At 72.3% G+C, this 23,609-nt stretch carries 23 protein-coding genes and 7 tRNA genes; 13 read left to right on the plus strand and 17 right to left on the minus strand.

Going from position 1 to position 23,609, the window contains the following annotated elements; translation table 11 throughout:
* Positions 1-166 precede the first annotated feature (166 nt).
* Complete coding sequence (locus D0Z67_RS04495) at positions 167-2,365, plus strand: elongation factor G-like protein EF-G2 (protein WP_031180141.1); 2,199 nt, start codon at positions 167-169, stop codon at positions 2,363-2,365.
* 197 nt (positions 2,366-2,562) lie between these two features.
* A complete protein-coding gene (locus D0Z67_RS04500; protein ID WP_031180140.1) occupies positions 2,563-4,206 on the plus strand; it encodes a membrane protein in 1,644 nt (547 codons plus the stop codon).
* Between the two features lie 6 nt (positions 4,207-4,212).
* Here the strand turns inward: D0Z67_RS04500 and D0Z67_RS04505 are convergent, their stop codons facing one another.
* A complete protein-coding gene (locus D0Z67_RS04505) occupies positions 4,213-4,773 on the minus strand; it encodes an HIT family protein (RefSeq protein WP_078873140.1) in 561 nt (186 codons plus the stop codon).
* Between the two features lie 112 nt (positions 4,774-4,885).
* On the opposite strand from D0Z67_RS04505, the gene D0Z67_RS04510 reads away from it, so the two are divergent.
* The gene (locus D0Z67_RS04510) at positions 4,886-5,500 is read left to right on the plus strand and encodes a potassium channel family protein (RefSeq protein WP_051887533.1); all 615 of its coding nucleotides are present in this window, start codon (positions 4,886-4,888) and stop codon (positions 5,498-5,500) included.
* 30 nt (positions 5,501-5,530) lie between these two features.
* On the opposite strand, the gene thrS is transcribed toward D0Z67_RS04510, so the two are convergent.
* The 3 genes from thrS to D0Z67_RS04525 form a co-directional block, all read right to left on the minus strand.
* On the minus strand, positions 5,531-7,507 hold the full coding sequence (thrS, locus tag D0Z67_RS04515; protein ID WP_031180137.1) for a threonine--tRNA ligase: 1,977 nt from the start codon (positions 7,505-7,507) through the stop codon (positions 5,531-5,533).
* A gap of 94 nt (positions 7,508-7,601) precedes the next feature.
* Complete coding sequence (locus D0Z67_RS04520) at positions 7,602-8,837, minus strand: hypothetical protein (protein WP_031180136.1); 1,236 nt, start codon at positions 8,835-8,837, stop codon at positions 7,602-7,604.
* A complete protein-coding gene (locus tag D0Z67_RS04525; protein WP_031180135.1) occupies positions 8,834-9,400 on the minus strand; it encodes a DUF4365 domain-containing protein in 567 nt (188 codons plus the stop codon). Before D0Z67_RS04525 ends, D0Z67_RS04520 begins: the two co-directional genes overlap by 4 nt.
* Positions 9,401-9,569: 169 nt before the next feature.
* Here D0Z67_RS04525 and D0Z67_RS04530 point away from each other — a divergent pair, with 169 nt between their 5' ends.
* The gene (locus tag D0Z67_RS04530) at positions 9,570-10,295 is read left to right on the plus strand and encodes a 3'-5' exonuclease (protein ID WP_031180134.1); all 726 of its coding nucleotides are present in this window, start codon (positions 9,570-9,572) and stop codon (positions 10,293-10,295) included.
* An 82-nt stretch (positions 10,296-10,377) separates the two neighbouring features.
* On the opposite strand, the gene D0Z67_RS04535 is transcribed toward D0Z67_RS04530, so the two are convergent.
* The 3 genes from D0Z67_RS04535 to D0Z67_RS04545 all read right to left on the minus strand — a co-directional run bounded on the left by D0Z67_RS04535 (position 10,378) and on the right by D0Z67_RS04545 (position 11,327).
* Positions 10,378-10,449, minus strand: a tRNA-Val gene (locus tag D0Z67_RS04535).
* 292 nt (positions 10,450-10,741) lie between these two features.
* Positions 10,742-10,813, minus strand: a tRNA-Val gene (locus D0Z67_RS04540).
* A gap of 61 nt (positions 10,814-10,874) precedes the next feature.
* Positions 10,875-11,327 (minus strand): TIGR02611 family protein, encoded by a 453-nt coding sequence (locus D0Z67_RS04545; RefSeq protein ID WP_031180133.1) that lies wholly within the window; start codon positions 11,325-11,327, stop codon positions 10,875-10,877.
* A 190-nt stretch (positions 11,328-11,517) separates the two neighbouring features.
* Here D0Z67_RS04545 and D0Z67_RS04550 point away from each other — a divergent pair, with 190 nt between their 5' ends.
* Together D0Z67_RS04550 and D0Z67_RS04555 are read left to right on the plus strand one after the other, a co-directional pair.
* Positions 11,518-11,931, plus strand: coding sequence for an SsgA family sporulation/cell division regulator (locus D0Z67_RS04550; protein ID WP_010351314.1), 414 nt, complete (start codon positions 11,518-11,520; stop codon positions 11,929-11,931).
* Positions 11,932-12,128: 197 nt separating this feature from the next.
* Complete coding sequence (locus tag D0Z67_RS04555) at positions 12,129-12,689, plus strand: CGNR zinc finger domain-containing protein (RefSeq protein WP_031180132.1); 561 nt, start codon at positions 12,129-12,131, stop codon at positions 12,687-12,689.
* Between the two features lie 91 nt (positions 12,690-12,780).
* Here D0Z67_RS04555 and D0Z67_RS29620 read toward each other — a convergent pair whose 3' ends face one another.
* Positions 12,781-12,933 (minus strand): hypothetical protein, encoded by a 153-nt coding sequence (locus tag D0Z67_RS29620; RefSeq protein WP_165425682.1) that lies wholly within the window; start codon positions 12,931-12,933, stop codon positions 12,781-12,783.
* A gap of 190 nt (positions 12,934-13,123) precedes the next feature.
* The gene (locus D0Z67_RS04560) at positions 13,124-13,579 is read right to left on the minus strand and encodes a hypothetical protein (protein ID WP_031180131.1); all 456 of its coding nucleotides are present in this window, start codon (positions 13,577-13,579) and stop codon (positions 13,124-13,126) included.
* A gap of 240 nt (positions 13,580-13,819) precedes the next feature.
* Here D0Z67_RS04560 and D0Z67_RS04565 point away from each other — a divergent pair, with 240 nt between their 5' ends.
* Complete coding sequence (locus D0Z67_RS04565; RefSeq protein ID WP_031180130.1) at positions 13,820-14,344, plus strand: DsbA family protein; 525 nt, start codon at positions 13,820-13,822, stop codon at positions 14,342-14,344.
* Between the two features lie 4 nt (positions 14,345-14,348).
* Here the strand turns inward: D0Z67_RS04565 and D0Z67_RS04570 are convergent, their stop codons facing one another.
* Genes D0Z67_RS04570 through D0Z67_RS04580 form a run of 3 tightly spaced genes read right to left on the minus strand, consistent with a single transcriptional unit; the run spans position 14,349 to position 17,120 of the window.
* The gene (locus D0Z67_RS04570; protein WP_031180129.1) at positions 14,349-15,173 is read right to left on the minus strand and encodes a GNAT family N-acetyltransferase; all 825 of its coding nucleotides are present in this window, start codon (positions 15,171-15,173) and stop codon (positions 14,349-14,351) included.
* Positions 15,174-15,228: 55 nt separating this feature from the next.
* A complete protein-coding gene (locus D0Z67_RS04575) occupies positions 15,229-16,050 on the minus strand; it encodes an aminotransferase class IV (protein WP_031180128.1) in 822 nt (273 codons plus the stop codon).
* Positions 16,047-17,120: a chorismate-binding protein gene (locus D0Z67_RS04580; RefSeq protein ID WP_051887524.1), complete on the minus strand. Its 1,074-nt coding sequence runs from the start codon at positions 17,118-17,120 to the stop codon at positions 16,047-16,049. The genes D0Z67_RS04575 and D0Z67_RS04580 overlap by 4 nt, the downstream gene beginning before the upstream one ends.
* Before the next feature lie 179 nt (positions 17,121-17,299).
* On the opposite strand from D0Z67_RS04580, the gene D0Z67_RS04585 reads away from it, so the two are divergent.
* From D0Z67_RS04585 to D0Z67_RS04605, 5 genes are all read left to right on the plus strand, one after another.
* Positions 17,300-17,372, plus strand: a tRNA-Gly gene (locus tag D0Z67_RS04585).
* Positions 17,373-17,410: 38 nt separating this feature from the next.
* Positions 17,411-17,484: transfer RNA gene (locus D0Z67_RS04590), tRNA-Cys, on the plus strand.
* 1 nt (position 17,485) lies between these two features.
* Positions 17,486-17,557: transfer RNA gene (locus tag D0Z67_RS04595), tRNA-Val, on the plus strand.
* Positions 17,558-17,583: 26 nt separating this feature from the next.
* Positions 17,584-17,655: transfer RNA gene (locus D0Z67_RS04600), tRNA-Val, on the plus strand.
* A gap of 48 nt (positions 17,656-17,703) precedes the next feature.
* A tRNA-Val gene (locus D0Z67_RS04605) sits at positions 17,704-17,775 on the plus strand.
* Positions 17,776-17,834: 59 nt separating this feature from the next.
* Here the strand turns inward: D0Z67_RS04605 and D0Z67_RS04610 are convergent.
* From D0Z67_RS04610 to D0Z67_RS04620, 3 genes are all read right to left on the minus strand, one after another.
* Entirely contained in the window at positions 17,835-18,128 is a 294-nt protein-coding gene (locus tag D0Z67_RS04610) for a TFIIB-type zinc ribbon-containing protein (protein WP_078873126.1), read from the minus strand.
* Between the two features lie 105 nt (positions 18,129-18,233).
* Entirely contained in the window at positions 18,234-19,151 is a 918-nt protein-coding gene (locus D0Z67_RS04615) for a phosphotransferase family protein (RefSeq protein WP_031180125.1), read from the minus strand.
* Between the two features lie 159 nt (positions 19,152-19,310).
* Entirely contained in the window at positions 19,311-19,487 is a 177-nt protein-coding gene (locus D0Z67_RS04620) for a hypothetical protein (RefSeq protein WP_031180124.1), read from the minus strand.
* Between the two features lie 590 nt (positions 19,488-20,077).
* Here D0Z67_RS04620 and D0Z67_RS04625 point away from each other — a divergent pair.
* Positions 20,078-21,391: a serine/threonine-protein kinase gene (locus D0Z67_RS04625; protein ID WP_031180123.1), complete on the plus strand. Its 1,314-nt coding sequence runs from the start codon at positions 20,078-20,080 to the stop codon at positions 21,389-21,391.
* On the opposite strand, the gene D0Z67_RS04630 is transcribed toward D0Z67_RS04625, so the two are convergent.
* Positions 21,373-22,194, minus strand: a complete 822-nt coding sequence (locus D0Z67_RS04630; RefSeq protein WP_031180122.1) for a TrmH family RNA methyltransferase — start codon at positions 22,192-22,194, stop codon at positions 21,373-21,375. The two genes, D0Z67_RS04625 and D0Z67_RS04630, sit on opposite strands and share 19 nt — an antisense overlap.
* A 31-nt stretch (positions 22,195-22,225) precedes the next feature.
* Entirely contained in the window at positions 22,226-23,461 is a 1,236-nt protein-coding gene (gene cobA / locus D0Z67_RS04635) for a uroporphyrinogen-III C-methyltransferase (RefSeq protein WP_031180121.1), read from the minus strand.
* Between the last annotated feature and the right edge of the window lie 148 nt (positions 23,462-23,609).

Here is a 23,609-nt window from a genome sequence, read left to right on the forward strand (position 1 = left end):
GGTCCCCGACGACCGCACCGGGTTCCCGGGGGGCCGTCGTATGGACGCGGCATGACGGGAGTGGAAAGCTCGAAGGACCGCGGGCGCCGCCGGAGCCGCCGCACCCACGCGGGACCCCGCCGCGTTCGCGTCCCCGATGACCTCACCGTGCACGGGAGGCAGAACCATGGGCGACAAGACGCACACACACCCCGGAGCCGCCGGCAGAGCAGTGACGGCCGACCACCCCGCGTCCGTACGGAACGTGGTGCTGGTCGGCCCCTCCGGATCGGGCAAGACCACCCTGGTGGAGGCCCTCGCACTCACCGCGGGGGCGGTGAACCGGGCGGGCCGCGTCGAGGACGGCGGCACCGTCTCCGACCACGACGACATCGAGCACCGCCAGCACCGCTCCGTACAGCTCTCGCTGGTCCCCGTCGAATGGGACGGGATCAAGGTCAACCTCCTCGACACCCCCGGATACGCCGACTTCGTCGGGGAGCTGAGGGCCGGTCTGCGCGCGGCGGACGCGGCCCTCTTCGTCGTCTCCGCCGCCGACGGCGTGGACGGCGCGACCCGGATGGTGTGGGAGGAGTGCCAGGCCGTCGGCATGCCCCGCGCCATCGTCGTCACGCACCTGGAGTCCGCCCGCGCCGACTTCGAGGAGATGACCCGGGTGTGCGCCGAGGCGTTCGGCGCCGACGACCCCGACGCCGTCCTCCCCCTCTACCTCCCGCTGCGCGGCCCCGCCGGACCCGACGGACACGCCCCGGTGACCGGCCTGGTCGGCCTGCTCTCGCAGAAGCTCTTCGACTACTCGGCCGGCGAACGCAAGGAGTCCGAACCCGGCGAGGACCAGCTCCCCACCCTGGAGGGCGCCCGGGACCGGCTCATCGAGGGGATCATCGCCGAGAGCGAGGACGAGACCCTCATGGACCGCTACCTCGGCGGCGAACAGGTCGACGTCAAGACGCTCGTCGAGGACCTCGAACGCGCCGTCGCCCGCGGCACTTTCCACCCCGTCCTCGCCGCCGCGCCCGCCGCCGAGGGCGCCCGCCAGGGCCTCGGCACCGTGGAACTCCTGGAACTGATCACCCGGGGCTTCCCCACCCCCTTCGAGCACCCCCTGCCCGAGGTCACCGGCATCGACGGCACCCCCCGCGAGCTGGCCCCCTGCGACACCGAGGGCCCCCTGGTCGCCGAGGTCGTCAAGACCTCCTCCGACCCCTACGTCGGCCGCCTCTCCCTGGTCCGCGTCTTCTCCGGCACCCTGCGCCCCGACGACACCGTGCACGTCTCCGGACACGGCCTCGCCGACCGGGGCCACGAGGACCACGACGTCGACGAGAAGGTCGGCGCCCTCTCCATGGCCTTCGGCAGACAGCAGCGCCCGGTCGACCGGGCCGTCGCCGGCGACCTCGTCTGCGTCGCCAAGCTCGGCCGCGCCGAGACCGGCGACACCCTCTCCGCCAAGGACGACCCGCTGCTGATGCGGCCCTGGCGGATGCCCGACCCGCTGCTCCCCCTCGCCATCCAGGCCCACAGCAAGCCCGACGAGGACAAACTCTCCCTCGGCCTCTCCCGGCTCGTCGCCGAGGACCCCACCATGCGCCTGGAACAGAACCAGGACACCCACCAGGTCGTCCTGTGGTGTCTCGGCGAGGCCCACGCCGACGTCGCCCTGGAACGGCTCCGCAGCCGCTACGGCGTCCAGGTCGACGTGGTCCCGCACAAGGTGCCGCTGCGCGAGACCTTCGCCGGCAAGGCCGCCGGACGCGGCCGGCACGTCAAACAGTCCGGCGGGCACGGCCAGTTCGCCATCTGCGAGATCGAGGTCGAGCCGCTGCCCGGCGGCTCCGGCATCGAGTTCGTGGACAAGGTCGTCGGCGGCGCCGTACCCCGCCAGTTCATCCCCTCCGTAGAGAAGGGCGTCCGCGCCCAGGCCGCCAAGGGCGTCGCCGCCGGCCACCCCCTGGTCGACGTGCGCGTCACCCTGCTCGACGGCAAGTCCCACTCCGTCGACTCCTCCGACGCCGCCTTCCAGACCGCCGGCGCCCTCGCCCTGCGCGAAGCCGCCGCCGAGACCCGCATCCACCTGCTGGAACCGGTCGCCGAGGTCTCCGTCCTCATCCCCGACGACTACGTCGGCGCCGTCATGAGCGACCTCTCCACCCGGCGCGGCCGCGTCCTCGGCACCGAACAGACCGGCGCCGGACGCACCCTGATCCGCGCCGAGGTACCCGAGTTCGAGATCGGCCGGTACGCCATCGACCTGCGCTCCCTCTCCCACGGCACGGCCTCCTTCAGCCGTGCCTACGCCCGCCACGAACCGATGCCGCCCCAAGTCGCGGAGAAACTGCGCGAACAGGACGGCGAGACCTCGTAACTCCCCGCGCCGGCGGGCGGCTTCGGCCGTCCGCCGACGCGCGGGGTACGGCTGCCGATACCCTGGCCACCGGGTCCCGGCCCGGCCGAACCGGCACCGTGGCCACGGGACATCGCAACGATGTCCGGTTCGGCAGGTGTGCGCGGCGGGGAAGCCGGGAAGGCCGCAGAAGCGACTCGGCGGCGATGGGGGCGGGAATGTCGGTAGGGACGGAGTGGGACGGGCCACAGGTGCCCGTCTCCGGGGACGAGGGCCAGGCGGCGACCCTCGCACTGGCCTCGGCGGCCTACCGGGACAACCCCATCGTGGAGATCAAGAAGGCCGACAACGAGTGGCACGAGTCCACCGTCAAGGCCGGCCGCATCCCGCTGTTCCGCCCCAACCTGGGCGAAGCCTTCTCCCGTGCCGTAGCCGACCGCCTCCTGGCCCCCGGCCGCAAGCCCCTGATCCAGTCCTTCGGCGCCGACCCCCAGGTCGTCGTCGAACACTGCCTCGCCGCCAACCACATCCGCCGCGACCGCGACGACAAGCTGACCCTCGTGATGGTCGTCTGCGGGCTGATCTTCCTGCCCGGCCTCATCGCCTGGCTCCTGGTCTTCCTGCTCCGGTCGTTCCTGGCCAAGCGCGAGGGCCGGGCCGGCGCCCTCGGCACCGCGCTGCTCGCCGGGGTCGGCGTGCTCGCCGTCCTCTTCCTGCTCAAGCTGCCCTTCCACGGCCTCCTGGGCTGGTACATCCGCGCCGCCGTCGTCGTCCCCGTCCTCGGCTGGTTCTGGGCCCGCCGCGTCTGCGAGCGCACCGCCGCCGACCTGCGCGAACGCTGGGCCGGACTGCTCTCCGGCAGCAGCGTCGGCGCCAAGGTCCCCGAGGCCGTACCCCGCAGCCCCGGCGAGACCGCCGCCGAACAGCTCCGCCAGTCCCTGGCCCGCCTCGGCGCCGAACAGCGCTCCAACTCCGTCTTCTACGCCGGCCCCAAGGGCATCCTCGGCATGGGCACCCGCTGGGGCTCCTGGCAGCTCGCCGAGGAACTCGTCTCCGCCGAACCCCCGCGCGAGATCCACCCCTTCCGCAGCTGGGACGTCATACGCGCCATCCACGACCAGCTCAGCCTGCTGGAGCGCGGCCCGCTGAACACCGGCGGCTTCCCGCGCCCGTCCGTACGGCACTGGATCGTCACCCCGATCGGCGAGAAGGCCGACGCGGTCTCCCGGCCCGACGGCACCGACGTCGAGGCGTTCCAGGTCAAGCCGCACGCCATACAGGAGATCTGCAACAAGCAGCAGTTCGGCAGCGGCGACCGGCACTACCTGGGCGTCCAGTGGACCCTGTGGGACGGCCAGCTCGTCCTCACCATGATGATCACGGTGACCGTCCTCCACGAGACGCTGCGCATCGAGGTCACCGGCCACGCGCTCGGCCCGGTCAACCCGCTCTTCCACGCCAAGCCGGCCGCCCCCACCAAGGACGTCGCCAAGACCCTGAAGCCGTGGGAGAACCGCACCGTCAAGCTCCCACTGGTCCCCACCGACGAGGTCGTACGCCTCGCCGTGCGTGCCCCGCTGACCCGGTTCACGCCGACCCTGAACTGGCTCGGCGGCTCCATCGGCCTCCCCGAGCCCTTCGGCCTGCGGCACTCCTGGGCCGACCAGCCCTGGCGCCACCGCTTCATGGCCGACGACGCCCTGCGCGCCGCCACCCCGGTCCTGCGGGTGGTGCACTCGGCCGCGATCAAGGTGCTCAAGGAGAACGGCGTGGACACCGAGAAGTTCGGCGCCCGCTCCGCCTTCCTCAGCGGCCTGGTCCAGGACCCGTCCCCGAGGAAGGCCGACCTGTACGACGCGTAGGCGTACTCAGCTCTCCGGCCAGGCGTCCGCCAGCATCTTGCGGGTGTCGCCGAGCAGCTGCGGCAGGACCTTCGTCTGGCCCACCACCGGCATGAAGTTCGTGTCCCCGCCCCAGCGCGGCACGATGTGCTGGTGCAGGTGGGCCGCGATGCCCGCGCCCGCGACCGCGCCCTGGTTCATCCCGATGTTGAACCCGTGCGCCCCGGACGCCGTACGCAGCGCCGTCATCGCCTGCTTCGTCAGCTCCGCCAGCTCGGCCGTCTCCGGCACCGTCAGATCCGTGTAGTCCGCCACATGCCGGTACGGCACCGTCATCAGATGACCGCCGTTGTACGGGTACAGGTTGAGCACCGCGTACACATGCTCACCCCGGCGCACGATCAGGCCGTCCTCGTCGGACTTCGCCGGGATCGAGCAGAACGGGCAGCCGTCGTCCGCGCCCGGACCGCTCGGCTTGTTCTCGCCCTGGATGTAGGCCATCCGGTGGGGCGTCCACAGGCGCTGGAACGCGTCCTGCGTCCCCACTCCGATCTGCTGCTCCGGCTCACTCGTCATGCAAGGCAGCATATGGCTTCGCCCGTTCGCGGCGTGTCGCCGGGGCCGCGCGAAGACTCCCGGCGGCGAAGCTGGGCCGGTGCACCACGACAGAACCAAGACCCGCTGGGAGCGCCGGGCCGAGATGCCGCTCACCGTGGCGTCCCTGACGTTCCTCGGTTCCTACGCGGCCCTGGTGCTCGCGCCCAGCCTGGGCACCGCCTGGGACGGCATCTGGCTGGTGCTGCTGGTCGCCTGCTGGGCCCTGTTCGCCGTGGACTACGCGATGCGCTGGCGGCTGAGCGGGCAGGGCCCGCGCTTCGTGCGCACCCACTGGCTCGACACGCTCGTCCTGCTGCTGCCCCTGCTGCGGCCGTTGCGGGTGGTCCGGGTCTACGAGTCCATGGAGCACCGGCGCGGCCTGCCCCGGCTCCCGCTGTACGCGCGGGTCATCGCCTACTCGGGGATCACCACCCTGCTGATGGGCTTCACGGGCGCGCTCGCGGTCTACCAGCAGGAGAAGGGCGCCCCGGCCTCGCACATGCGGACCTTCGGCGACGCGGTCTGGTGGGCCTGCTCCACGCTGTCGACGGTGGGCTACGGCGATGTCGTCCCGGTCACCGCCGGCGGCCGGATCATCGCGGTGGCGATGATGGCGGGCGGCCTGGCCCTGCTGGGCGCGGTGACGGGCTCGTTCTCGTCGTGGCTGCTACAGGTGTTCGCGCGGGAGGAGGACGACGAACCCCCGGGGCGGCGGTGACGCCCCGGGGTTCGTACGGATCTGGCCGGGTCAGACCTGGACCCGCTCCGCCACGACCTTCTCGATCTTGGCGATGGCGTCCTCGAACGGGATGCCGTTCTCCTGCGAGCCGTCGCGGTAGCGGAAGGAGACGGTGTCCGCGTTCATGTCCTCGTCACCGACGATGATCATGAACGGCACCTTCTGCCGCTGGGCGTTGCGGATCTTCTTCTGCATCCGGTCCGAGGAGGAGTCCACCTCGACCCGCAGCCCCTTCCGCTTGGCCTCGGCCGCGAACTTCTCCAGGTACTCGACGTGCGCGTCCCCGATCGGGATGCCCACCGCCTGCACCGGGGCGAGCCACGCCGGGAAGGCGCCCGCGTAGTGCTCCAGCAGCACCGCGAAGAACCGCTCGATGGAGCCGAACAGGGCGCGGTGGATCATCACCGGACGCTGCTTGGAGCCGTCGGGGCCGGTGTACTCCAGGTCGAACCGCTCGGGCAGGTTGAAGTCGAGCTGGATGGTCGACATCTGCCAGGTACGGCCGATCGCGTCCTTGGCCTGGACGGAGATCTTGGGGCCGTAGAACGCGGCGCCACCGGGGTCGGGCACCAGCGGCAGACCCTGCTTCTCGGCGACCTGGCGCAGGGTCTCCGTGGCCTCTTCCCAGGCGTCGTCCGAGCCGACGAACTTCTCCGGGTCCTTGGTGGACAGCTCCAGGTAGAAGTCGGTCAGACCGTAGTCCCGCAGCAGGCCGAGGACGAAGGTGAGCGTCTTGTCGAGCTCCTCCGCCATCTGCTCACGGGTGCAGTAGATGTGCGCGTCGTCCTGGGTGAAGCCCCGGGCCCGGGTGAGGCCGTGCACGACGCCCGACTTCTCGTACCGGTACACGGTCCCGAACTCGAAGAGGCGCAGCGGCAGTTCACGGTACGAGCGGCCGCGCGCGTCGAAGATCAGGTTGTGCATCGGGCAGTTCATGGGCTTGAGGTAGTAGTCCACGCCCTCGTCGAGCTGCATGGGCGGGTACATGCCGTCGGCGTACCAGTCCAGGTGGCCCGAGGTCTCGAAGAGCTTCCCCTTGGTCGCGTGCGGGGTGTAGACGAACTCGTAGCCCTCCTCCTCGTGGCGGCGCCGCGAGTAGTCCTCCATGACCCGGCGGATGATGCCGCCCTTGGGGTGGAAGACGGCGAGGCCGGAGCCGATCTGCTCCGGGATGGAGAAGAGGTCCAGCTCGTTGCCGAGCTTGCGGTGGTCGCGCTTCTCGGCCTCGGCGAGGAACTCCAGGTGCGCCTTCAGCTCGTCCCTGGACGGCCAGGCGGTGCCGTAGATGCGCTGGAGCATCGGGTTCTTCTCGCTGCCGCGCCAGTAGGCGGCCGCGTTGCGCATCAGCTTGAACGCCGGGATGTTGCGGGTGGAGGGCAGGTGGGGACCCCGGCAGAGGTCCTTCCAGCACAGCTCGCCGGTCTTGGCGTCGAGGTTGTCGTAGATGGTCAGCTCGCCGGCGCCGACCTCGACGTCCGCGCCGTCGTCGGAGGAGGCCGAGCCCTTGAGGCCGATCAGCTCCAGCTTGTACGGCTCGTCGGCCAGCTCGGCGCGGGCGTCCTCGTCGGAGACCACGCGGCGGGAGAACTTCTGGCCCCGCTTCTGGATCTCCTGCATCTTCTTCTCGATGGCCTTGAGGTCATCGGGGTGGAAGGGCTTCTCCACGTCGAAGTCGTAGTAGAAGCCGTCCTTGACCGGCGGGCCGATGCCCAGCTTGGCCTCGGGGAACAGCTCCTGCACGGCCTGCGCCATGACGTGCGCGGTGGAGTGGCGCAGGATGCCGAGGCCGTCCTCGGAGGAGATCTCGACGCCCTCGACCTCGTCGCCGTCGGACAGCTGGTAGGCGAGGTCCTTCAGCTCGCCCGCCACGCGCGCGGCGATGATGGAGCGCTCGCCCGCGAAGAGGTCGGCGGCGGTAGTGCCCGTCGTCACCACGCGCTCTTCCCGCTCGGAATCGCGTTGGATGATCACACGGACGTCTGACACCGGTCTCTCCTGACTGAAGGCTTGAGTGCGGCGCCGTACCAGGAGCGCGCGCACAAGGGATCGTACCGACCCGCCCCCTCCGACCGCGAAACGGTTACTTTCCGTCGCCGTCCCCGTACGCCTCTCCGCATGCCTCCTCGAAGAAGTCGAGGTTCTCCTGGAGGGACTTCATCAGCCGGTCACGCTCGGTCTCGTCGACCCGCACGGGGACGACCCCGGTGGCGCCGGTGAGCCTGCGGAAGCCGCCCCGGCGCTCCAGCCGGCCGTGCACGCGCACGGGGAGGCCGACGAGGTGGGCGTGGCCCGCTATCCGGTAGTCCTCCTCGCCGAGGGTGAGCCGCAGGTGCGGGACCTCGGCGCCCGCGAGCACCCGCAGCCGTACGGTGCCCGCGCCGCGCGGTCCGGAGCGGCGCAGCCGGACGACGACTCCGGTGACGCTGACGGTGACGGAGGGTTCGGCGCTCAGGTAGCGGGCTCCGGCCGCGCGCAGGGCGGGGAGGTCGCCGGGTGAGAACTCGACGGGCCCGGCGGAGGCGGCGCAGCCGTCGGGGACGCCGGCGGCGGGTGCCCAGGCGATGGCGACGCGGGCGCCCTCGGTGCCCCGGACCAGGGCGGTGAGGGCCTCGGTGAGTTCGCGGCTGACGCCGGCTGCCACCGCGCCGTCGAAGGCGTCCATGGCGCCCGTGGCCCGCTGGTAGTCGATGGCCTCGCGGGTGGCGTGCAGGGCGTGGTGGAGGCGGACGGTCAGGGGGCGGCCGGTGGGTGCGGGGGCGAAGGCGGTGAGGGTGCGGCCTTCGGTGGCGGGTCCGAGGAGGACGCCGTCGAGGAGCGTTGCGGCCGGGCCGCGGTGCCGGGCGCCGTGGTAGCCGGTGCGGGCGCGGGTGGCGAGGGCGGCGGCGAGGAGGGTCTGGCGGGCGGCGGTGCGCAGGCGCTCGTCGACGGTCCAGGGGGTGGCGCCGTCGACGGGTCCGGCGGGGGTGTCGCGGTGCCAGCGGATCTCGTCGCTGGGGACGGCGAGGGCGATGAGGATCTCGCGGGCGGAGGGGGCGGCGCTGCGGTGCAGGGCGTCAAGAGCCTCGCCGAGGAGGTCGTCGGCGTCGGGGAAGGCGCGGCTCTCGGGGACGAGGAGGCTGGTGGGGCCTTCGGCGGGGGTGGGCGGGGTCCAGCGGCCGTAGCGTCCGGGGACTCCGCCACGCCTGAGCCAGCCGTGGCGGCGGAGCAGGGCGGTGAGGTCGGCGGGGTCGACGCGGGCCGGGTCGGGGGGCCGGTGCCAGGCGGAGTCGTCGGGGTGGGGGCGGAGCATGCGCAGGGGTTCGTCGGGGCTTGTCATGGCCTGCCTCCGGTGCCGACGCGCGTCATGATCTCGCAGAGGGCGCGGTCGTCGAAGATGCGCGCGGTGGGGACGCGGACGGTGGTGCGGGTGCGTCCGGTGACGGGGTGTCCGGCGAGGTTGACCCAGTAGCAGCAGTGTCTGAGGTCGAGCCGGTCGTGTCCGGCGCGCAGCCAGTCGTCCGGGGAGCGCGGGACGATCATGACGACGAGGATCTTGTGCACCGAGACGGGGGTGCGGGCGAGTTTGCGCAGGTGGTCGTTGTCCAGCGTGAACGAGAAGGTCGGGCCGGGGGGCCTGGGGGCGAGCTGGTAGGTGCATTTGAGCTGCACCTTGATGGTGACCTCGTCGTCCACGGTGTGGCCGGGGGCGCTGTGGCTGACGTGCCAGTCGATGCCGTTGTCGGGGAACGGCTGGGACAGCGAGCAGCCGGCCGCCGCGGCGACCGCGTGCAGATAGCCGACCTGCAGGGTCTCCATGCAGGCGGTGGTGGCGAGGGTGCCGCGAAGGTGACCCGTGCGGTCGGGCAGCAGCCCGCCCCGCTCGGGCTGCGCCATGGCCATGGGACAACAGCCTTCCGAACCGGGGGTTTCCCCACTGCGGGCCGCTGAACTGCAAAGACCCGTACTCCTGTTGTCTCCTTCCGGCGTACGGCGCAAACGGGCCGGGTATCACCAAACGGGCAGAAGACGGAACGTCAGCCGCCATGTGCGGGCGAGGAGTTGGGTTGGGATGACGTGCTGGTACGAAGGGGCGCTGGCCGCCTTCGACACGGAGACGACGGGCGTGGACGTCGAGGCCGACCGGATCGTGTCGGCCGCCGTCGTCGTCCAGGACGCGCCGGGGACGCGGCCGCGGGTGAGCCGCTGGCTGGTCAGCCCGGGGGTGCCGGTGCCCGAGGGGGCGACGGCGGTGCACGGGCTGACGGAGGAGCACCTCCAGCGCAACGGCCGCTGGCCGGCGCCGGTGGTGTACGAGATAGCCCAGCAGCTGGCGGAGCACACGGCGATGGGGCGGCCGCTGGTGGTGATGAACGCGCCCTTCGATCTGACGCTGCTGGACCGGGAGTTGCGCCGGCACCGGGCGTCGTCGCTGGACCGCTGGTTCGAGTCGGCGCCGCTCAGGGTGCTGGACCCGAGGGTGATGGACAAGCAGCTGGACCGCTATCGCAAGGGCCGCCGCACGCTGGGCGATCTGTGCGAGCAGTACGGGGTGGAGCTGCGGGGCGCGCACGACGCGGCGGCGGACGCGATGGCGGCGCTGGACGTGGTGCGGGCGATGGGGCGCCGGTTCGCGGCGCGGCTGGAGCGGTTGTCCCCGGCGGAGTTGCACGCGTTGCAGGTGGGCTGGCACGCGGCGCAGGCGCGGGGCCTTCAGGCGTGGTTCGCGCGCAGCGGGTCGCCGGAGCTGGTGAGTACGGAGTGGCCGCTGCGGCAGGAGTTGTCGGCGGCGGCGTAGTCGCGGCGGGGCGCAGGGCTTCCGACAGGCCCCGGACAGCGGAAGAGCCGGCCCGCTGTGTGCGGACCGGCTCTCGTGCCGGTGGGCGATACTGGGTTCGAACCAGTGACCTCTTCGGTGTGAACGAAGCGCTCTCCCACTGAGCTAATCGCCCGGCAACGCACTGAACCATACAGGTCCGGGCGGGGTGAGTCCAAACCGCCGTGGCCCGCCCGGGGGCCCCGAGTGCCGTGCGTGCGGTGCCGGATGGAGATGACCGGGAATCAGAAGAGTGTACGCAAAGGGGACTTGGCGGCGCGCGGAATTCGCAGGTTGTCGCACTTGTGGGAAATCCGGACGCTTTCCCTCGGGATATCGCCGGCATACCGTCCGTATTTCCCCGCCGCTTTTTACGTGCACACGCCGAAGGCCCGCCTGCTGTTCGCAGACGGGCCTTCGGACCAGGGTGGGCGATACTGGGTTCGAACCAGTGACCTCTTCGGTGTGAACGAAGCGCTCTCCCACTGAGCTAATCGCCCTGGGCGCAGGAAGAACATTACCCCATGTCAGCGGGTGCCCGTGACCACCTGCGGCCCCGGCTCACTGGTCCTTGATGCTCCACGGCGCGACGAAGCCGAACTTCCAGAGGTAGATCCCGGCCAGCACCCCGATGATCACCAGCCCGATCACGGTCAGGGTGATGTTGCGGCGCCGCACCTTGGGGTCGAGGGCCTTCTGCGCGGCCTCGGTGACCTTGCGCTTGGTCCAGCGCAGCACCAGCTGGGCCCAGACGAACTCGGTCGCCCAGATCGCCATGCCGCCGAAGATCACGACCCAGCCGGGTCCGGGCAGCGGGAGCATGATGACGCCCGCCACCACCACGGCGAGACCGAGCACGAAGACGCCGACCTGCCAGCTCAGGTGCAGGGCCCTGCGCTGCTTGACGAACTCCGGCGCCCGCGAACCCAGGCCGTCGTCGGCCCGGCCCTCACCAGTCTCCGTCTCGTCCGTCACCACGGCGACCTCACCCGGCTCGCCACTCCCCGTATTCATACGGTCAAACCCTACCGGAGCGAATGAGTCACTGGAATGGTGGCAGATCTCGTATCACTTCTCGGCCGTAAGAGGTACCTAAAGCCACGCAAAACCCTCGAAGGGGTTTACAACGGCACCGTAGGTGGCATGTCGATTTCGCCGACGTGCGAATCCCCGAGCGCACACTGAGCGAAAGGCCCTGGCGCTTATGAACACCACGGTCAGCTGCGAGCTGCACCTGCGCCTCGTTGTGTCGAGCGAGTCCTCCCTGCCTGTCCCCGCAGGCCTGCGGTACGACACGGCCGACCCCTACGCCGTGCACGCCACCTTCCACACCGGAGCCGAGGAGACCGTCGAGTGGGTGTTCGCCCGCGACCTCCTCGCCGAGGGGCTGCACCGCCCCACCGGCACCGGCGACGTCCGCGTCTGGCCATCGCGCAGTCATGGTCAGGGCGTCGTCTGCATCGCCCTCAGCTCTCCGGAGGGCGAAGCACTGCTGGAGGCCCCCGCACGGGCCCTGGAGTCCTTCCTGAAGCGAACCGACGCCGCCGTGCCGCCCGGCACGGAACACCGGCACTTCGATCTCGACCAGGAGCTGTCGCACATCCTGGCGGAGAACTAGGCCACGACACCCCACCGAGCCGCCCGGCGCCGTCCACTCGGGGAGACGGCGCGGGCCGAGACAACCGCATAGGGCACCCAGCGGCGTCGTCACCGTGAGCGTTCACGGAGGCGGCGCCGCTGTGCGCGTGTGCGGTTGTCGCTACCATCTGCCCCCATCGGCGGGCGCCTGCCCACCCTCAGGCCAGGGAGCGAAACGTGCTGATCACCCACGACACCCGGTGCGCGCTCGACACCGTGGTGGATCTGGTGAACACCGCGCCGGAGGACGACACGGCGGCGGACGGACTGCCGGACGTGGCGGCGCTGGCGGAGTTCACCCGCGGCCACGCCGTCAGCGACATCGGCACGCTGACCGAGCCGGACCTGGGGGCGGTGCGGGAGATCCGCAGCCGGTTCGCGGGGATCTTCGCCGCGCCGGACGCCCGCACGGCGGCCGGGATGATCAACGATCTGGTCGCGGCCGCGGGCACCACCCCGCGTCTGACGGACCACGACGGCTACGACTGGCATGTGCACTACTTCGCCCCCGGCGCCTCGCTGGCGGACCATCTCGCGGCCGACTGCGGGATGGCGCTGGCCTTCTTCGTGGTGGCCGGCGAGGAGGAGCGGCTGAGGCGCTGCGAGGCACCGGACTGCCGCCGCGCCTTCGTGGACCTGTCCCGCAATCGTTCGCGCCGCTACTGCGACAGCCGGACCTGCGGGAACCGGCTGCATGTGGCGGCCTACCGGGCGCGCCGCAAGGAGGCGGCCGGCTGAGCCGGGCCGGTACGGGGTGCGCCGAGGTGACGCGTCGGGTGCGGTTTCGACGCCGGCCCCGGCGGGTGACGCCGGGACGGGCGCGTACGGCTCACAGCAACAGCAGATCGTGCAGCGCAGCCATGAGGATCAGACACCCGATCACCGCCAGGAAGATCATCAGCGGTGGCTGGGAAAGGGCGAAGAGGCACCCGCGCGGCTCGTCCTTCTGCGGCGCGGCCTCGCTCTGTGTCGTGTCGACCATCTCGCGGTGATGATGGCCCAGGTCAGGCCCTGTACGCGATCAACACACTCGTAAAGTGCGGGACTGCGCCGAATTCGCACCGTAGCTTTCACGTCGCTCCGCGTGGTGAACGGTTTCGCGCACGGGGTGACGGTATGTGGCGACAGGTCCGTCATGTACAGGTCATCGGTGCCTGGCATATGCCAGTGGCTCATATGCCGTGCTTCTTGAGGATGGCCTCGATGTCGCTGAAGTCGTCCGAGGAGGCCCTGGAGGGCACGGCGGGAGCGGAGGGCGCGGCGGGGGCCCCGCTTCGCCGGTCCGGTTTCCGGCCGAGGGCGGGCGCCGAGGCGGACGGGCTCACCGGGACGGCCGAACCGTCACCTGTGGCCGCCCGCGCGGTCCGGGCCCCCCGGCGGTGCTCGACGGCGCGGACGAGCGCGAAGAGCGCCCAGGACGCGCCGAGCACCCCGAAGCCGGCCCAGGCCAGCGGGCTGAAGGCGGTACTGGCCAGCCAGCCGACGGCACCCGTCATCACCAGGCCGACCGGGATCAGGGAGTAGGCGGTGATGCGCAGGGCGGTCAGGAAACGCTTGCGGTAGGCGGTGACCGCGGCGATGCCCAGGCCCGCCGCGGACACGGCGGAGCAGACGGTCTCGGCGAGCATCCGGTCCTCCTGGCGGGGTAGGTCGGTCCCCCGGTCCGGTGCTCCGGACCGGGCGGCGAGGGCACCGGCGGTGCGCTTCGTCCCTTCCATCCTGCACCGTCCGCCCCCGGCGGGGCCATGGTCCGGTCCGGAGATCAGGGACTTCTCAGGGATGCCCCCGGCCTTCCTCGGGGTCCCCACCAGGCAGGGTGCCGTCGCCGGGATTGGGCCGGGCCGGACCCGCCTGGAAGACTGGGCCGCATGAGCGACACCTCCCCCGCGCACCCCGAGCCGGTCGTGCTCGACATCTGGTGCGAACTCCAGTGCCCCGACTGCCGCAGCGCCCTGGACGACGTACGCGCCCTGCGTGCCCGTTACGGCGACCGGCTGGAGATCCGGCTGCGGCACTTCCCGCTGGAGAAGCACAAGCACTCCTTCGCCGCCGCCCAGGCCGCCGAGGAGGCGGTGGACCAGGGGCAGGGCTGGCCGTACATCGAGGCGGTGCTGGCGCGGACCGAGGAGCTGGACCGGCGCGGCGAGGCCGTGCTGGTGGACACCGCCCGTGAACTCGGGCTGGACGCCGAGGAGTTCGAGGTCGCCCTGATCGACGGGCGGCACATCCTGATCGTGGACGCCGACCAGGCCGAGGGCAAGGCGATCGGCGTCACCGGCACCCCGACCTATGTCATCGGCGGCGAGCGCCTGGACGGCGGCAAGAGCCAGGAGGGTCTGCGCGAGCGGATCGAGGAGATCGCCGACCGGCTGCTGGCCGGCGCGGGGGCCTGAGCCGCTACAGCAGCGCCTTGGTCAGCGTGCGGTAGGTCGTCCCGTAGCCGAGCGACTCGTACAGCCGCTCGGCCGGGGTGTTGCCCGCGAAGACGTTGAGGCCGAGGGCGCGGCCTCCCTCGGTGATCGTGCGGGCCTCCGCGAGGAGCATCAGGGCGCGGCCGTGCCCCTGGCCGCGCCGGGCCTCGTCGGTCTGGATGTCGTAGATCCAGCGTTCGTCCTCGCGGTGGCCCAGCCAGACGTGGCCGACCGGAGTCCCCTCGTGCTCCAGGACGCCGAACCAGACCCCCTCGGTGGCGAGGCCGTCCGGGAGGATGGTGACGTGGTCGCGCCGGGCCTTGGCGTGGGCGTCGGCCTCGGGGACGCCGCGCTCGATCCACTCCTGCGCGTACCGCACGCGTTCCGCCTCCTGCCAGGCAGTGAACTCCGCGCCGGTCATCGGGCGGGCGGTGCTGCCGGCCGGGAGCGGTGGAGGCTCCTCCCCTAGCAGTTTGCGCATGCCCCGGTTGCGGAGGACGTAGCCGAGGGCGTCGGCCAGGCGGGACGCGGCCTCGTTCGCCGCCGGGACGCTCAGCTCGACCTGGCGGCAGCCCCAGCTCCGCGCGACCTCCTCGGCGGCGAGCATCGCCACCGTGGCCCGGCCGCGCCGCCGGTCGGGTTCGTCGATGCGCAGCTCGGTGACGCGGGCCACCGAGGGGCCGAGGAACGGCGAGGTGTCGAGGTGGATCTCACCGGCCGGGCGGCTGTTCACACACACCTGGAAGCGGCGCGAACGGGTGCCGTCCGTGTGCTGCTGAAGCGGCTCGGTCGGCCGCAGTGTCGTCGTCATCACGGGAGTTGTACCCGCTCGGCGGCGCCGGGGCAGCTCAATTACCCGCTGGCTGTCACGGGTTCAGGTCGGCGCGCGAGCGCTCCTCGAAGATCCGCATCGCCTTGGCGGTCACCGGGCCCGGCGCGCCCGGCAGTTCACGGCCGTCGACCCGGTGCACGCCCTGGACGTCGCGCAGCGAGGAGGTCAGGAAGATCTCGTCGGCGTGCTCCAGCACGTCCAGCGGGAGGTCGGTCTCCTTGGCGCCGGTCCACTCGACGGTCAGCGCGCGGGTGATGCCGGCCAGGCAGCCGGAGGGGACCGGCGGGGTGTGGATCTCGCCGTCGAGGACGACGAACACGTTGGAGCCGGTGCCCTCGCAGAGCTGCCCGACGGAGTTGGCGAACAGCGCCTCGGACGCGCCCTGTTCGTGCGCGCGGGCCAGCGCGACCACGTTCTCGGCGTACGACGTCGTCTTCAGGCCGGTGAGGGCGCCGCGTTCGTTGCGGATCCAGGGGACGGTGACGACCGCCGTGGAGTCGGGGCGGCGGGTGGTCTCGCTCACCGCGACGACCAGGGTGGTGCCGTGCTCGCCGCGTTCGGAGCCGAGGGGGGCCTGGCCGCCGGTGTAGGTGACCCGGAGCCGCCCGAGCGCCATGGGGTTGGCCTCCAGCACGGCCGCGCAGGCGCGGGCGACCTCGTCGTGGTCGGGGTCGGGCAGGCCGAGGCCACGGGCGGAGCGGGTCAGCCGGTCGAGGTGCCGGGTGAGCGCGAACGGCTTGCCGTCGGCCGCCTTCAGCGTCTCGAAGACGCCGTCGCCCACGGTCAGCCCGTGGTCGAAGACGGAGACGCTCGCGGTGGTGGCGTCCCGCAGGGCGCCGTCCAGCCAGATGCTCATGTGCGGGCCTTTCCACTTTCCTGGTACTGGCCCGACGCTACCGCGAGCAGCCGGGCCCTCTTGAGTTCGGTCTCGCGCCACTCCGCGAGCGGGTCGGAGCCCCAGGTGATCCCGGCCCCGGTACCGAAGCGGAGGACAGCCGTGCCGTCGGAGGAACGGTCGATCCAGAACGTACGGATGCCCACGGCCAGCTCGGCCGTGCCCCGGTCGGCGTCGACCCAGCCGATGCCGCCGCAGTAGGGGCCGCGCGGGGCGGTCTCCAGGGCGGCGATGATGTCGAGGGCGCTCGGTTTGGGGGCGCCGGTGACCGAGCCGGGCGGGAAGGTGGCCGCGAGCAGCTCGGGCCAGCCGGTCCCCTCGTCCAGTTCGCCGCGCACGGTGGAGACGAGGTGGACGAGTCCGGGGTGCTTCTCGGTGGCGCACAGGTCGGGGACGGTGACGCTGCCGGTGGCGCAGACGCGGCCGAGGTCGTTGCGGACCAGGTCCACGATCATCACGTTCTCGGCGTAATCCTTCTCCAGCAGGTCGGCCTCGGTGCGCCCGGTCCCCTTGATGGGCCCGGACTCGATGGTGCGGCCGGTCCGGCGCAGGTACAGCTCGGGCGAGGCGGTGGCGATCTCCACCCCGTGCTGCGGCAGCCGTACGGTGCCCGCGTAGGGGGCGGGGTTGCCGCGGGCCAGCAGGGCGGTGAGGGCGTCGACGTCGGCTTCGGGGCCGACCGGGGCGCTCAGCACCCGGCAGAGGTTGGCCTGGTAGACGTCGCCGGCCGCGATGTGTTCCCGGATGCGCCGGACGGCGTCCATGTAGGCGGCGCGGTCCAGTGAGGTGGTCCAGTCCTCGGGGGCCGGTCCCCGCCAGGCGCCCGGGACGGGGGCGGGGACCGGCGCGTGCCGTACGTCGGCGAAGCGTGCGCAGGTCAGCGCGCCCTCGAAGTCGGCGACGACGGCCCAGAAGCCGGTGGAGTCCAGGGCGGCGGGGTCGCTGGTGACGTCGAGGAGGCCGGTGGCGAGACGGTCGCCGAAGCGGGCCAGGGGAGTCCGGGAGGAGGCGGCGGCCGGGAGGTGGAACACGTGGCCGAGTCTAGGCCGGGTGTACACAAGCCGGGCCGGACGGGCGGCCCGCCGGGCCCTCGACCATGGTGTCCGCCGAGTGCAGCGCAGCACGCTGCGCAAACGCGTTTTTGTGCTGGCTCAGGAATCCGCTAGAGTTCAACACGTCGCCGGGACGCGCAAGCCGACCGAAACGACAAGCGGACGTAGCTCAGTTGGTAGAGCGCAACCTTGCCAAGGTTGAGGTCGCGAGTTCGAGCCTCGTCGTCCGCTCGCAGGAAGTAGGGTGTCTTCCCGATCCCTACACTCCTGGTGGAGTGGCCGAGAGGCGAGGCAACGGCCTGCAAAGCCGTCTACACGGGTTCAAATCCCGTCTCCACCTCCAAGGACGATTAGCTCAGCGGGAGAGCGCTTCCCTGACACGGAAGAGGTCACTGGTTCAATCCCAGTATCGTCCACTGGATCTTCTCGAAGGTCCCATCCCGCGCGATTAGCTCAGCGGGAGAGCGCTTCCCTGACACGGAAGAGGTCACTGGTTCAATCCCAGTATCGCGCACGCAGTGCCCATGATCCGCTCCATGGAGCGACACGGTCGTGGTCCCGAGGACGATTAGCTCAGCGGGAGAGCGCTTCCCTGACACGGAAGAGGTCACTGGTTCAATCCCAGTATCGTCCACACACCGGAGAAGCCCCCGGCCGTCTCGTACGGCCGGGGGCTTCTTCGTGCCTCAGCTCTCAGCTTGAGAAGAGCATGTGGCCGAAGCTCTTGTGGCGGTGGTGGCCGCCGTAGTGGCCGCCTCCGTGGTGGCCGCCGTGCTGCGGGGCGCCCCAGGCGGGCGCGGGCGCGGCCGGGTAGCCCTGCGGGGCGGGCGGCGGCGGGCCGGGCTGGGACCACTGCGACTCCAGGCGGGTCAGCGCCTCCAGCTCGCCGTAGTCGAGGAAGATGCCGCGGCAGCCGTTGCACTGCTCTATCTGGATGCCGTTGCGGTTGTAGGTGTGCATCGGCGCATGGCACTTCGGACACTGCATGGGTCGGCTCAACTCCTCGCCTAGGGGTCCTGCTTGGTGTTTCCCCAGGACAGACTCCGTCCTGCCCCGGCCGGTTGCAGCCTATTTGAGGAAAACCCGGGTGAACTAGGCGGGGGTGCCGGTCATTCGGGCGCAGGCTTCCACGACGGCCCGTTCCACCTCGTCCAGGGGGCGCCCGGTGGTGAGTGCCTTGGTGAGGGCGAGGGCGGCGGTCTGGACGGTGAGCGCGCGGGCCGGGATGTCCAGTGCGGGCCAGGGGTCGGCCCCCTGGGGAACGGCCGGGCCGCCGGCCGCCTGGTAGGCGGTCAGGAAGCGGAGCCATTCGTCGGGCGGGAGGAGGCCGCAGGCGTACCAGGCGGCGGGGCGGGCGAGGTCCCAGGCGGGGTCGCCGAGTCCGAGGTCGTCGACGTCGATGAGGTGCCAGGGTCCGTCGGGCGCGGGGTGGCGGACGAGCTGGCCGAGGTGCAGGTCGCCGTGGCAGAGGAACGGGGTGCCGGGGGCCGGGGCTTCGGCGCGGGCCCAGGGCGGGAGGGCGGCCCAGGCGGCCAGGACGGGCGGGGCCTCGGTGGAGGGGTGGTCGCACAGGGCGCGGTGGAGGCGGGATATCGCCAGGGCCGCCTTCGCGGGGCCGCGCATCGGGGGTAGTCCAGTGGGTGGAGGGGTGCGGTGGAGGCGGGCGAGGAGGGTGGCCGTGGCTTCCCAGGGGGCGGCGTCGGGGTCGTCCCGGTCGACGGGGGCGCCGTAGGGCCAGTGGGTGACGAGGCGGCCGTCCAGGCGGGCCGGGGCCGGGGTGAGCGGGGGCAGCAGGACGCCGGGGAGCCGGGCGGCGACGGCCAGGCGGCGGGCCAGCTCACGCGGGTCGGTGTCGGGGGCATGGGCCTTGGCGACGGTCGCGCCGTGCCGGACGACCGTGGCGTCCGGGCGGTCGGCGAGCGCACCCCGGACGCAGGCGCACGGCCCGGCGCCGGGATGTACGGCCGCCTGGAGCCGGGCCGTCAGGGCCGGGACTGTTTCCGCTGACACGGGGGTGAGCGTACGGGAACCGGCGGAAACGCAATGCCGGCGCAGCTCCCCAGCTGCGCCGGCATTGCGTGCCGTCCGTCGCACCCCCGTCCCCACGGGGTTTCCTGGATGTCAGGGAGAGATCCCGCCCGGACCGCTCTTCCGGGCCTGCACCGCTTCTCAGCGGCCCAGCACCGCACCCACGGACGACGCCTGTGTGGCCACCGTCTCCCAGCCGTCGAAGACGATCAGGAGCAGGGCCGCCAGGGGAAGGGCCATGAGCGTCGCCACCACGGGGTGGCGGCGGCCCGTGCGGCGTCGGCGGATGGTCTCGCGCCTGGGTGCCGTGGGGGCCATGGTTCCTTCTCCCGGCCGATTCGGTTGTTGGCAGCGGCGGGCGTACGGCCTCGGGGGGCGAGCGCCTGGCCCGCCGCTTGACCTCAAATCTAGGTTCGTGGCGCGGGGCGGGCGTCATGCCCTCGTACCGAATGGCGGGCCTCCCGGAGGATGAGCCTCCTGTCCGCGCGTACTCCCCTGGTTGGAGACGTGCGGAGGAGTCTCAGGGTCTTCCCGGAGGGGTAGCGGGCGGCGGCCCCCGCGTTTCCTCCCTGGGGTGGATTGGCGTGACTTCGGTCACTTTGGCCGTTCGGGGACACGGCGGGCGGGAGGGGTGGCGCGGCCGGGCGTCACGGGGGTGGCGGGGTGCTCCTCCCCCGGCCCAGGGGGCAGTGGCGACCACTGCCCGTTGACCAAAAGTCAATATGCTTGGCTGGTCAGAGGGTTGACGACGTCCTTACATCAACCACACAGCAAGATCCGTGTCGCTGACCGCGTTTCACCTCCCGCGTGGGGTAGGCGCAATCCATCGGCCCGAGAGGGCGCGGCCTCTGCGCGTGGGCGGCCGTGGAAACGTAAGCTGGGCACGTCACAGGGACCGGGCAGCGGGGATGAACATGGCGATGATGCGCCTGAGGCGCGAGGACCCGCGCGTCGTCGGCTCCTTCAGGCTTCACCGACGGCTCGGCGCGGGCGGGATGGGCGTGGTCTATCTCGGCTCGGACAAGAAGGGCCAGCGGGTCGCGCTGAAGGTGATCCGGCCCGATCTCGCGGAGGACCAGGAGTTCCGGTCGCGGTTCGCGCGCGAGGTGTCGGCGGCCCGGCGCATCCGGGGCGGCTGTACGGCGCGGCTGGTGGCGGCGGACCTGGAGGCCGAGCGGCCCTGGTTCGCCACGCAGTACGTGCCCGGCCCCTCCCTGCACGACAAGGTCGCCGAGGAGGGCCCGCTGTACGCGGCCGACACGGCGGCGATCGGCGCGGCCCTGTCCGAGGGGCTGGTGGCGGTGCACGAGGCCGGTGTGGTGCACCGGGACCTCAAGCCCTCCAACATCCTGCTCTCCCCCAAGGGCCCGAGGATCATCGACTTCGGCATCGCCTGGGCCACGGGTGCCTCCACGCTCACCCATGTCGGTACGGCGGTGGGCTCCCCCGGCTTCCTGGCGCCGGAGCAGGTGCGCGGGGCGGCGGTCACCCCGGCCACCGACGTGTTCTCGCTGGGCGCGACCCTGGCGTACGCCTCGACCGGTGACTCCCCCTTCGGGCACGGCAGTTCCGAGGTCATGCTGTACCGGGTGGTGCACGAGGAACCGCATCTGCACGGGGTGCCGGACGCGCTGGCGCCGCTGGTGCGGGCCTGCCTGGCGAAGGACCCGGCGGACCGGCCGAGCACGCTCCAGCTGTCGCTGCGACTCAAGGAGATCGCGGCCCGTGAGGCACAGGGGCTCGGTGAGGTACGGCCGCCCGGACCCCGGGCGCCGGTGTCGGACCGGGCCTCGGTGCGGCTCGCGGACACCTCGCCCGACCAGCAGCGCACCACGCAGCGCCGGGCCGCTCCCGGTACCCCGCCGCCGCGCGGTACCGCGCCCTCCCGGGGCGGGGCTCCCTCGCGCGGCGGTGTCGCGTCCCGGCCCGGTACCCGGCCGAACCCCGCCGGGCGGGGTACCGGCAACCGGCCCGCTCCGCGCAGTGGCGCGGGCCGTCCGGCGCCGCGCACCACGGGGACCAAGCTCCGCCCGGCCAACCCCCGGCTGCTGCGGCAGCGGCTGACCGTGTTCGTGGTGGTGACGCTGCTGGTCGCCCTGGGCATCGCGGTGGCGCAGGGCTGTTCCGGTCCGGCGCGCGGCCTGGGCGGGGACGGCGGCGAGCAACGAACGGGCGTGCGGCAGGCGTCCGTACCCGGGGACGGTCAGGGGCGGGTGGCGTAGAAGGCGACCGCCGAGGCCGCCGCCACGTTCAGGGAGTCGACGCCGGCTTCCATCGGGATGCGCACATGGACGTCGGCCGCCGCGAGCGCGGCCGGGGAGAGTCCGTCGCCCTCGGTGCCCAGCATCAGCGCGAGTTTCTCCGGGCGGCGGGCGGCGAGTTCGTCCAGGTCGACGGAGTCGTCCGAGAGGCACAGCGCGGCCAGGGTGAAGCCGTGCGCGCGCAGGGTGCCCGCGTCGTGCGGCCAGGACTCCAGGCGGGCGTACGGCACCGCGAAGACCGTGCCCATGGAGACCTTCACCGAGCGCCGGTACAGCGGGTCGGCGCAGCGCGGGGTGAGGAGTACGGCGTCCACCCCGAGGGCGGCGGCGTTGCGGAAGGCGGCGCCCAGGTTGGCGTGGTCGACCATGTCCTCGAAGAGCGCGACCCGGCGCGGGGTGCCGTGGGGGCCCGCGGACTCCAGCAGTTCGGCCGGGGTGGGCAGCGGGTTGCGGGCCATCGAGGCGAGGGCGCCCCGGTGGACGTGGTACCCGGTGACGCTCTCGGCCAGCTCGGGGCTCACCACGTAGACCGGGCAGGTCAGTTCGTCGATGAGGTCGGCCATGGTGTCGACCCACTTGGGGGTGAGCATCATCGAGCGCATGCCGTAACCGGCGTTCCCCGCGCGGCGGATGACCTTCTCGCCCTCGGCGATGAACAGTCCCTCGGCGGGTTCGCGCCTGCGGCGCAGGGCCACGTCGGTGAGGTTCGTGTAGTCGGCGAGGCGCGGGTCGGCGGGGTCGTCGACGGTGATGAGCTGGGCCACGGGGTGCTGGTGCCTTGTTCTTCCGGAGGGGTCAGGGCTGTTCGGTGGCCGGGGTCGCGTCCACCACGGCGCCGATGACGATGACGGCCGGGGGCTTCACGGCCTCGGTCCGCACGGTCTCCGCCACGGTGGCCAGGGTCGCGTCCACCCGGCGCTGGGCGGCGGTGGTGCCCTCCTGGACGAGGGCGACGGGAGTCTCGGGGGCCTTGCCGTGGGCGATCAGGGTCTCGGCGATCTTCCCGATCTTGTCGACGCCCATCAGGACGACGAGGGTGCCCGTCAGGCGGGCCATCGCGGGCCAGTCGACCAGGGAGCGGGCGTCGTCGGGGGCCACATGGCCGCTGACCACGGTGAACTCATGGGCGACCCCGCGATGGGTCACGGGTATCCCGGCGGCGGCCGGCACCGATATCGAGCTGGAGATGCCGGGGACCACGGTGCAGGGGATGCCGGCCTCGGCGAGCGCCTGCACCTCCTCCATGCCCCGGCCGAAGACGAACGGGTCGCCGCCCTTGAGCCGCACCACGGACTTGCCCTGCTTGGCGTGCTCGATCAGGGCGTTGTTGATGGCCTCCTGGGCCATGTACCGCCCATAGGGGATCTTGGCCGCGTCGATGACCTCGACGTGCGGCGGGAGTTCGGCGAGCAGGTCGCGCGGGCCGAGCCGGTCGGCGATCACCACGTCGGCCTCGGCGAGCAGCCGACGGCCCCGGACGGTGATCAGGTCGGGGTCGCCGGGGCCGCCGCCGACCAGGGCGACACCGGGCGTACGGGTGCGGTGGTGGGGGGCGACCAGGGTGCCGTCGCTCAGGCCCGCCACGACCGCGTCGCGGATGGCGGCGGTGTGCCGGGGGTCGCGGCCGCGCGCGCTGGTGGTGAGGACGGCGACGGTCACGCCCTCGCTGGTGCCGGTGGCGGGCGTCCAGGCGGTGGCCTGGTCGGCGTCGTCGGAGCGGACGCACCAGACGCGGTGCGCCTCCGCCTCGGCGGAGGCCGTGGCGTTGGCGACGGGGTCGCTGGTGGCGATCAGCGCGTACCAGGCGCCGGAGAGGTCGCCCTCGGCGTACGGGCGGCGCAGCCAGGTGATCTCGCCGGCGTCGGCCATCGCCTCGACGGAGGGGGTGGCCTCCGGGGAGACGAGAACGAGGTCGGCGCCCGCCGCGATCAGCGCCGGGAGACGGCGCTGGGCGACCTGGCCGCCACCGAGGACGACCACGCGGCGACCGGTCAGGCGGAGGCCCACGGGGTAGGCGGGGTGTTCGGCCATGAGGTGCGGCTCCTCGTGCGGTGTGCGGTGGGCGCGCCGCGCCTTCGGAGCGGCCCTGACGTGCGGATCTTAATGTCCGGTGCCCCGGTGGGGCACGGGTGGTCCGGCTGGTGAACTCCGGGCCGGACCGCCCGTGGCCGTCGGCTGC

The sequence above is a fragment of the Streptomyces seoulensis genome (assembly GCF_004328625.1).
In the GTDB taxonomy this organism is placed as follows: Bacteria; Actinomycetota; Actinomycetes; order Streptomycetales; family Streptomycetaceae; genus Streptomyces; species Streptomyces seoulensis.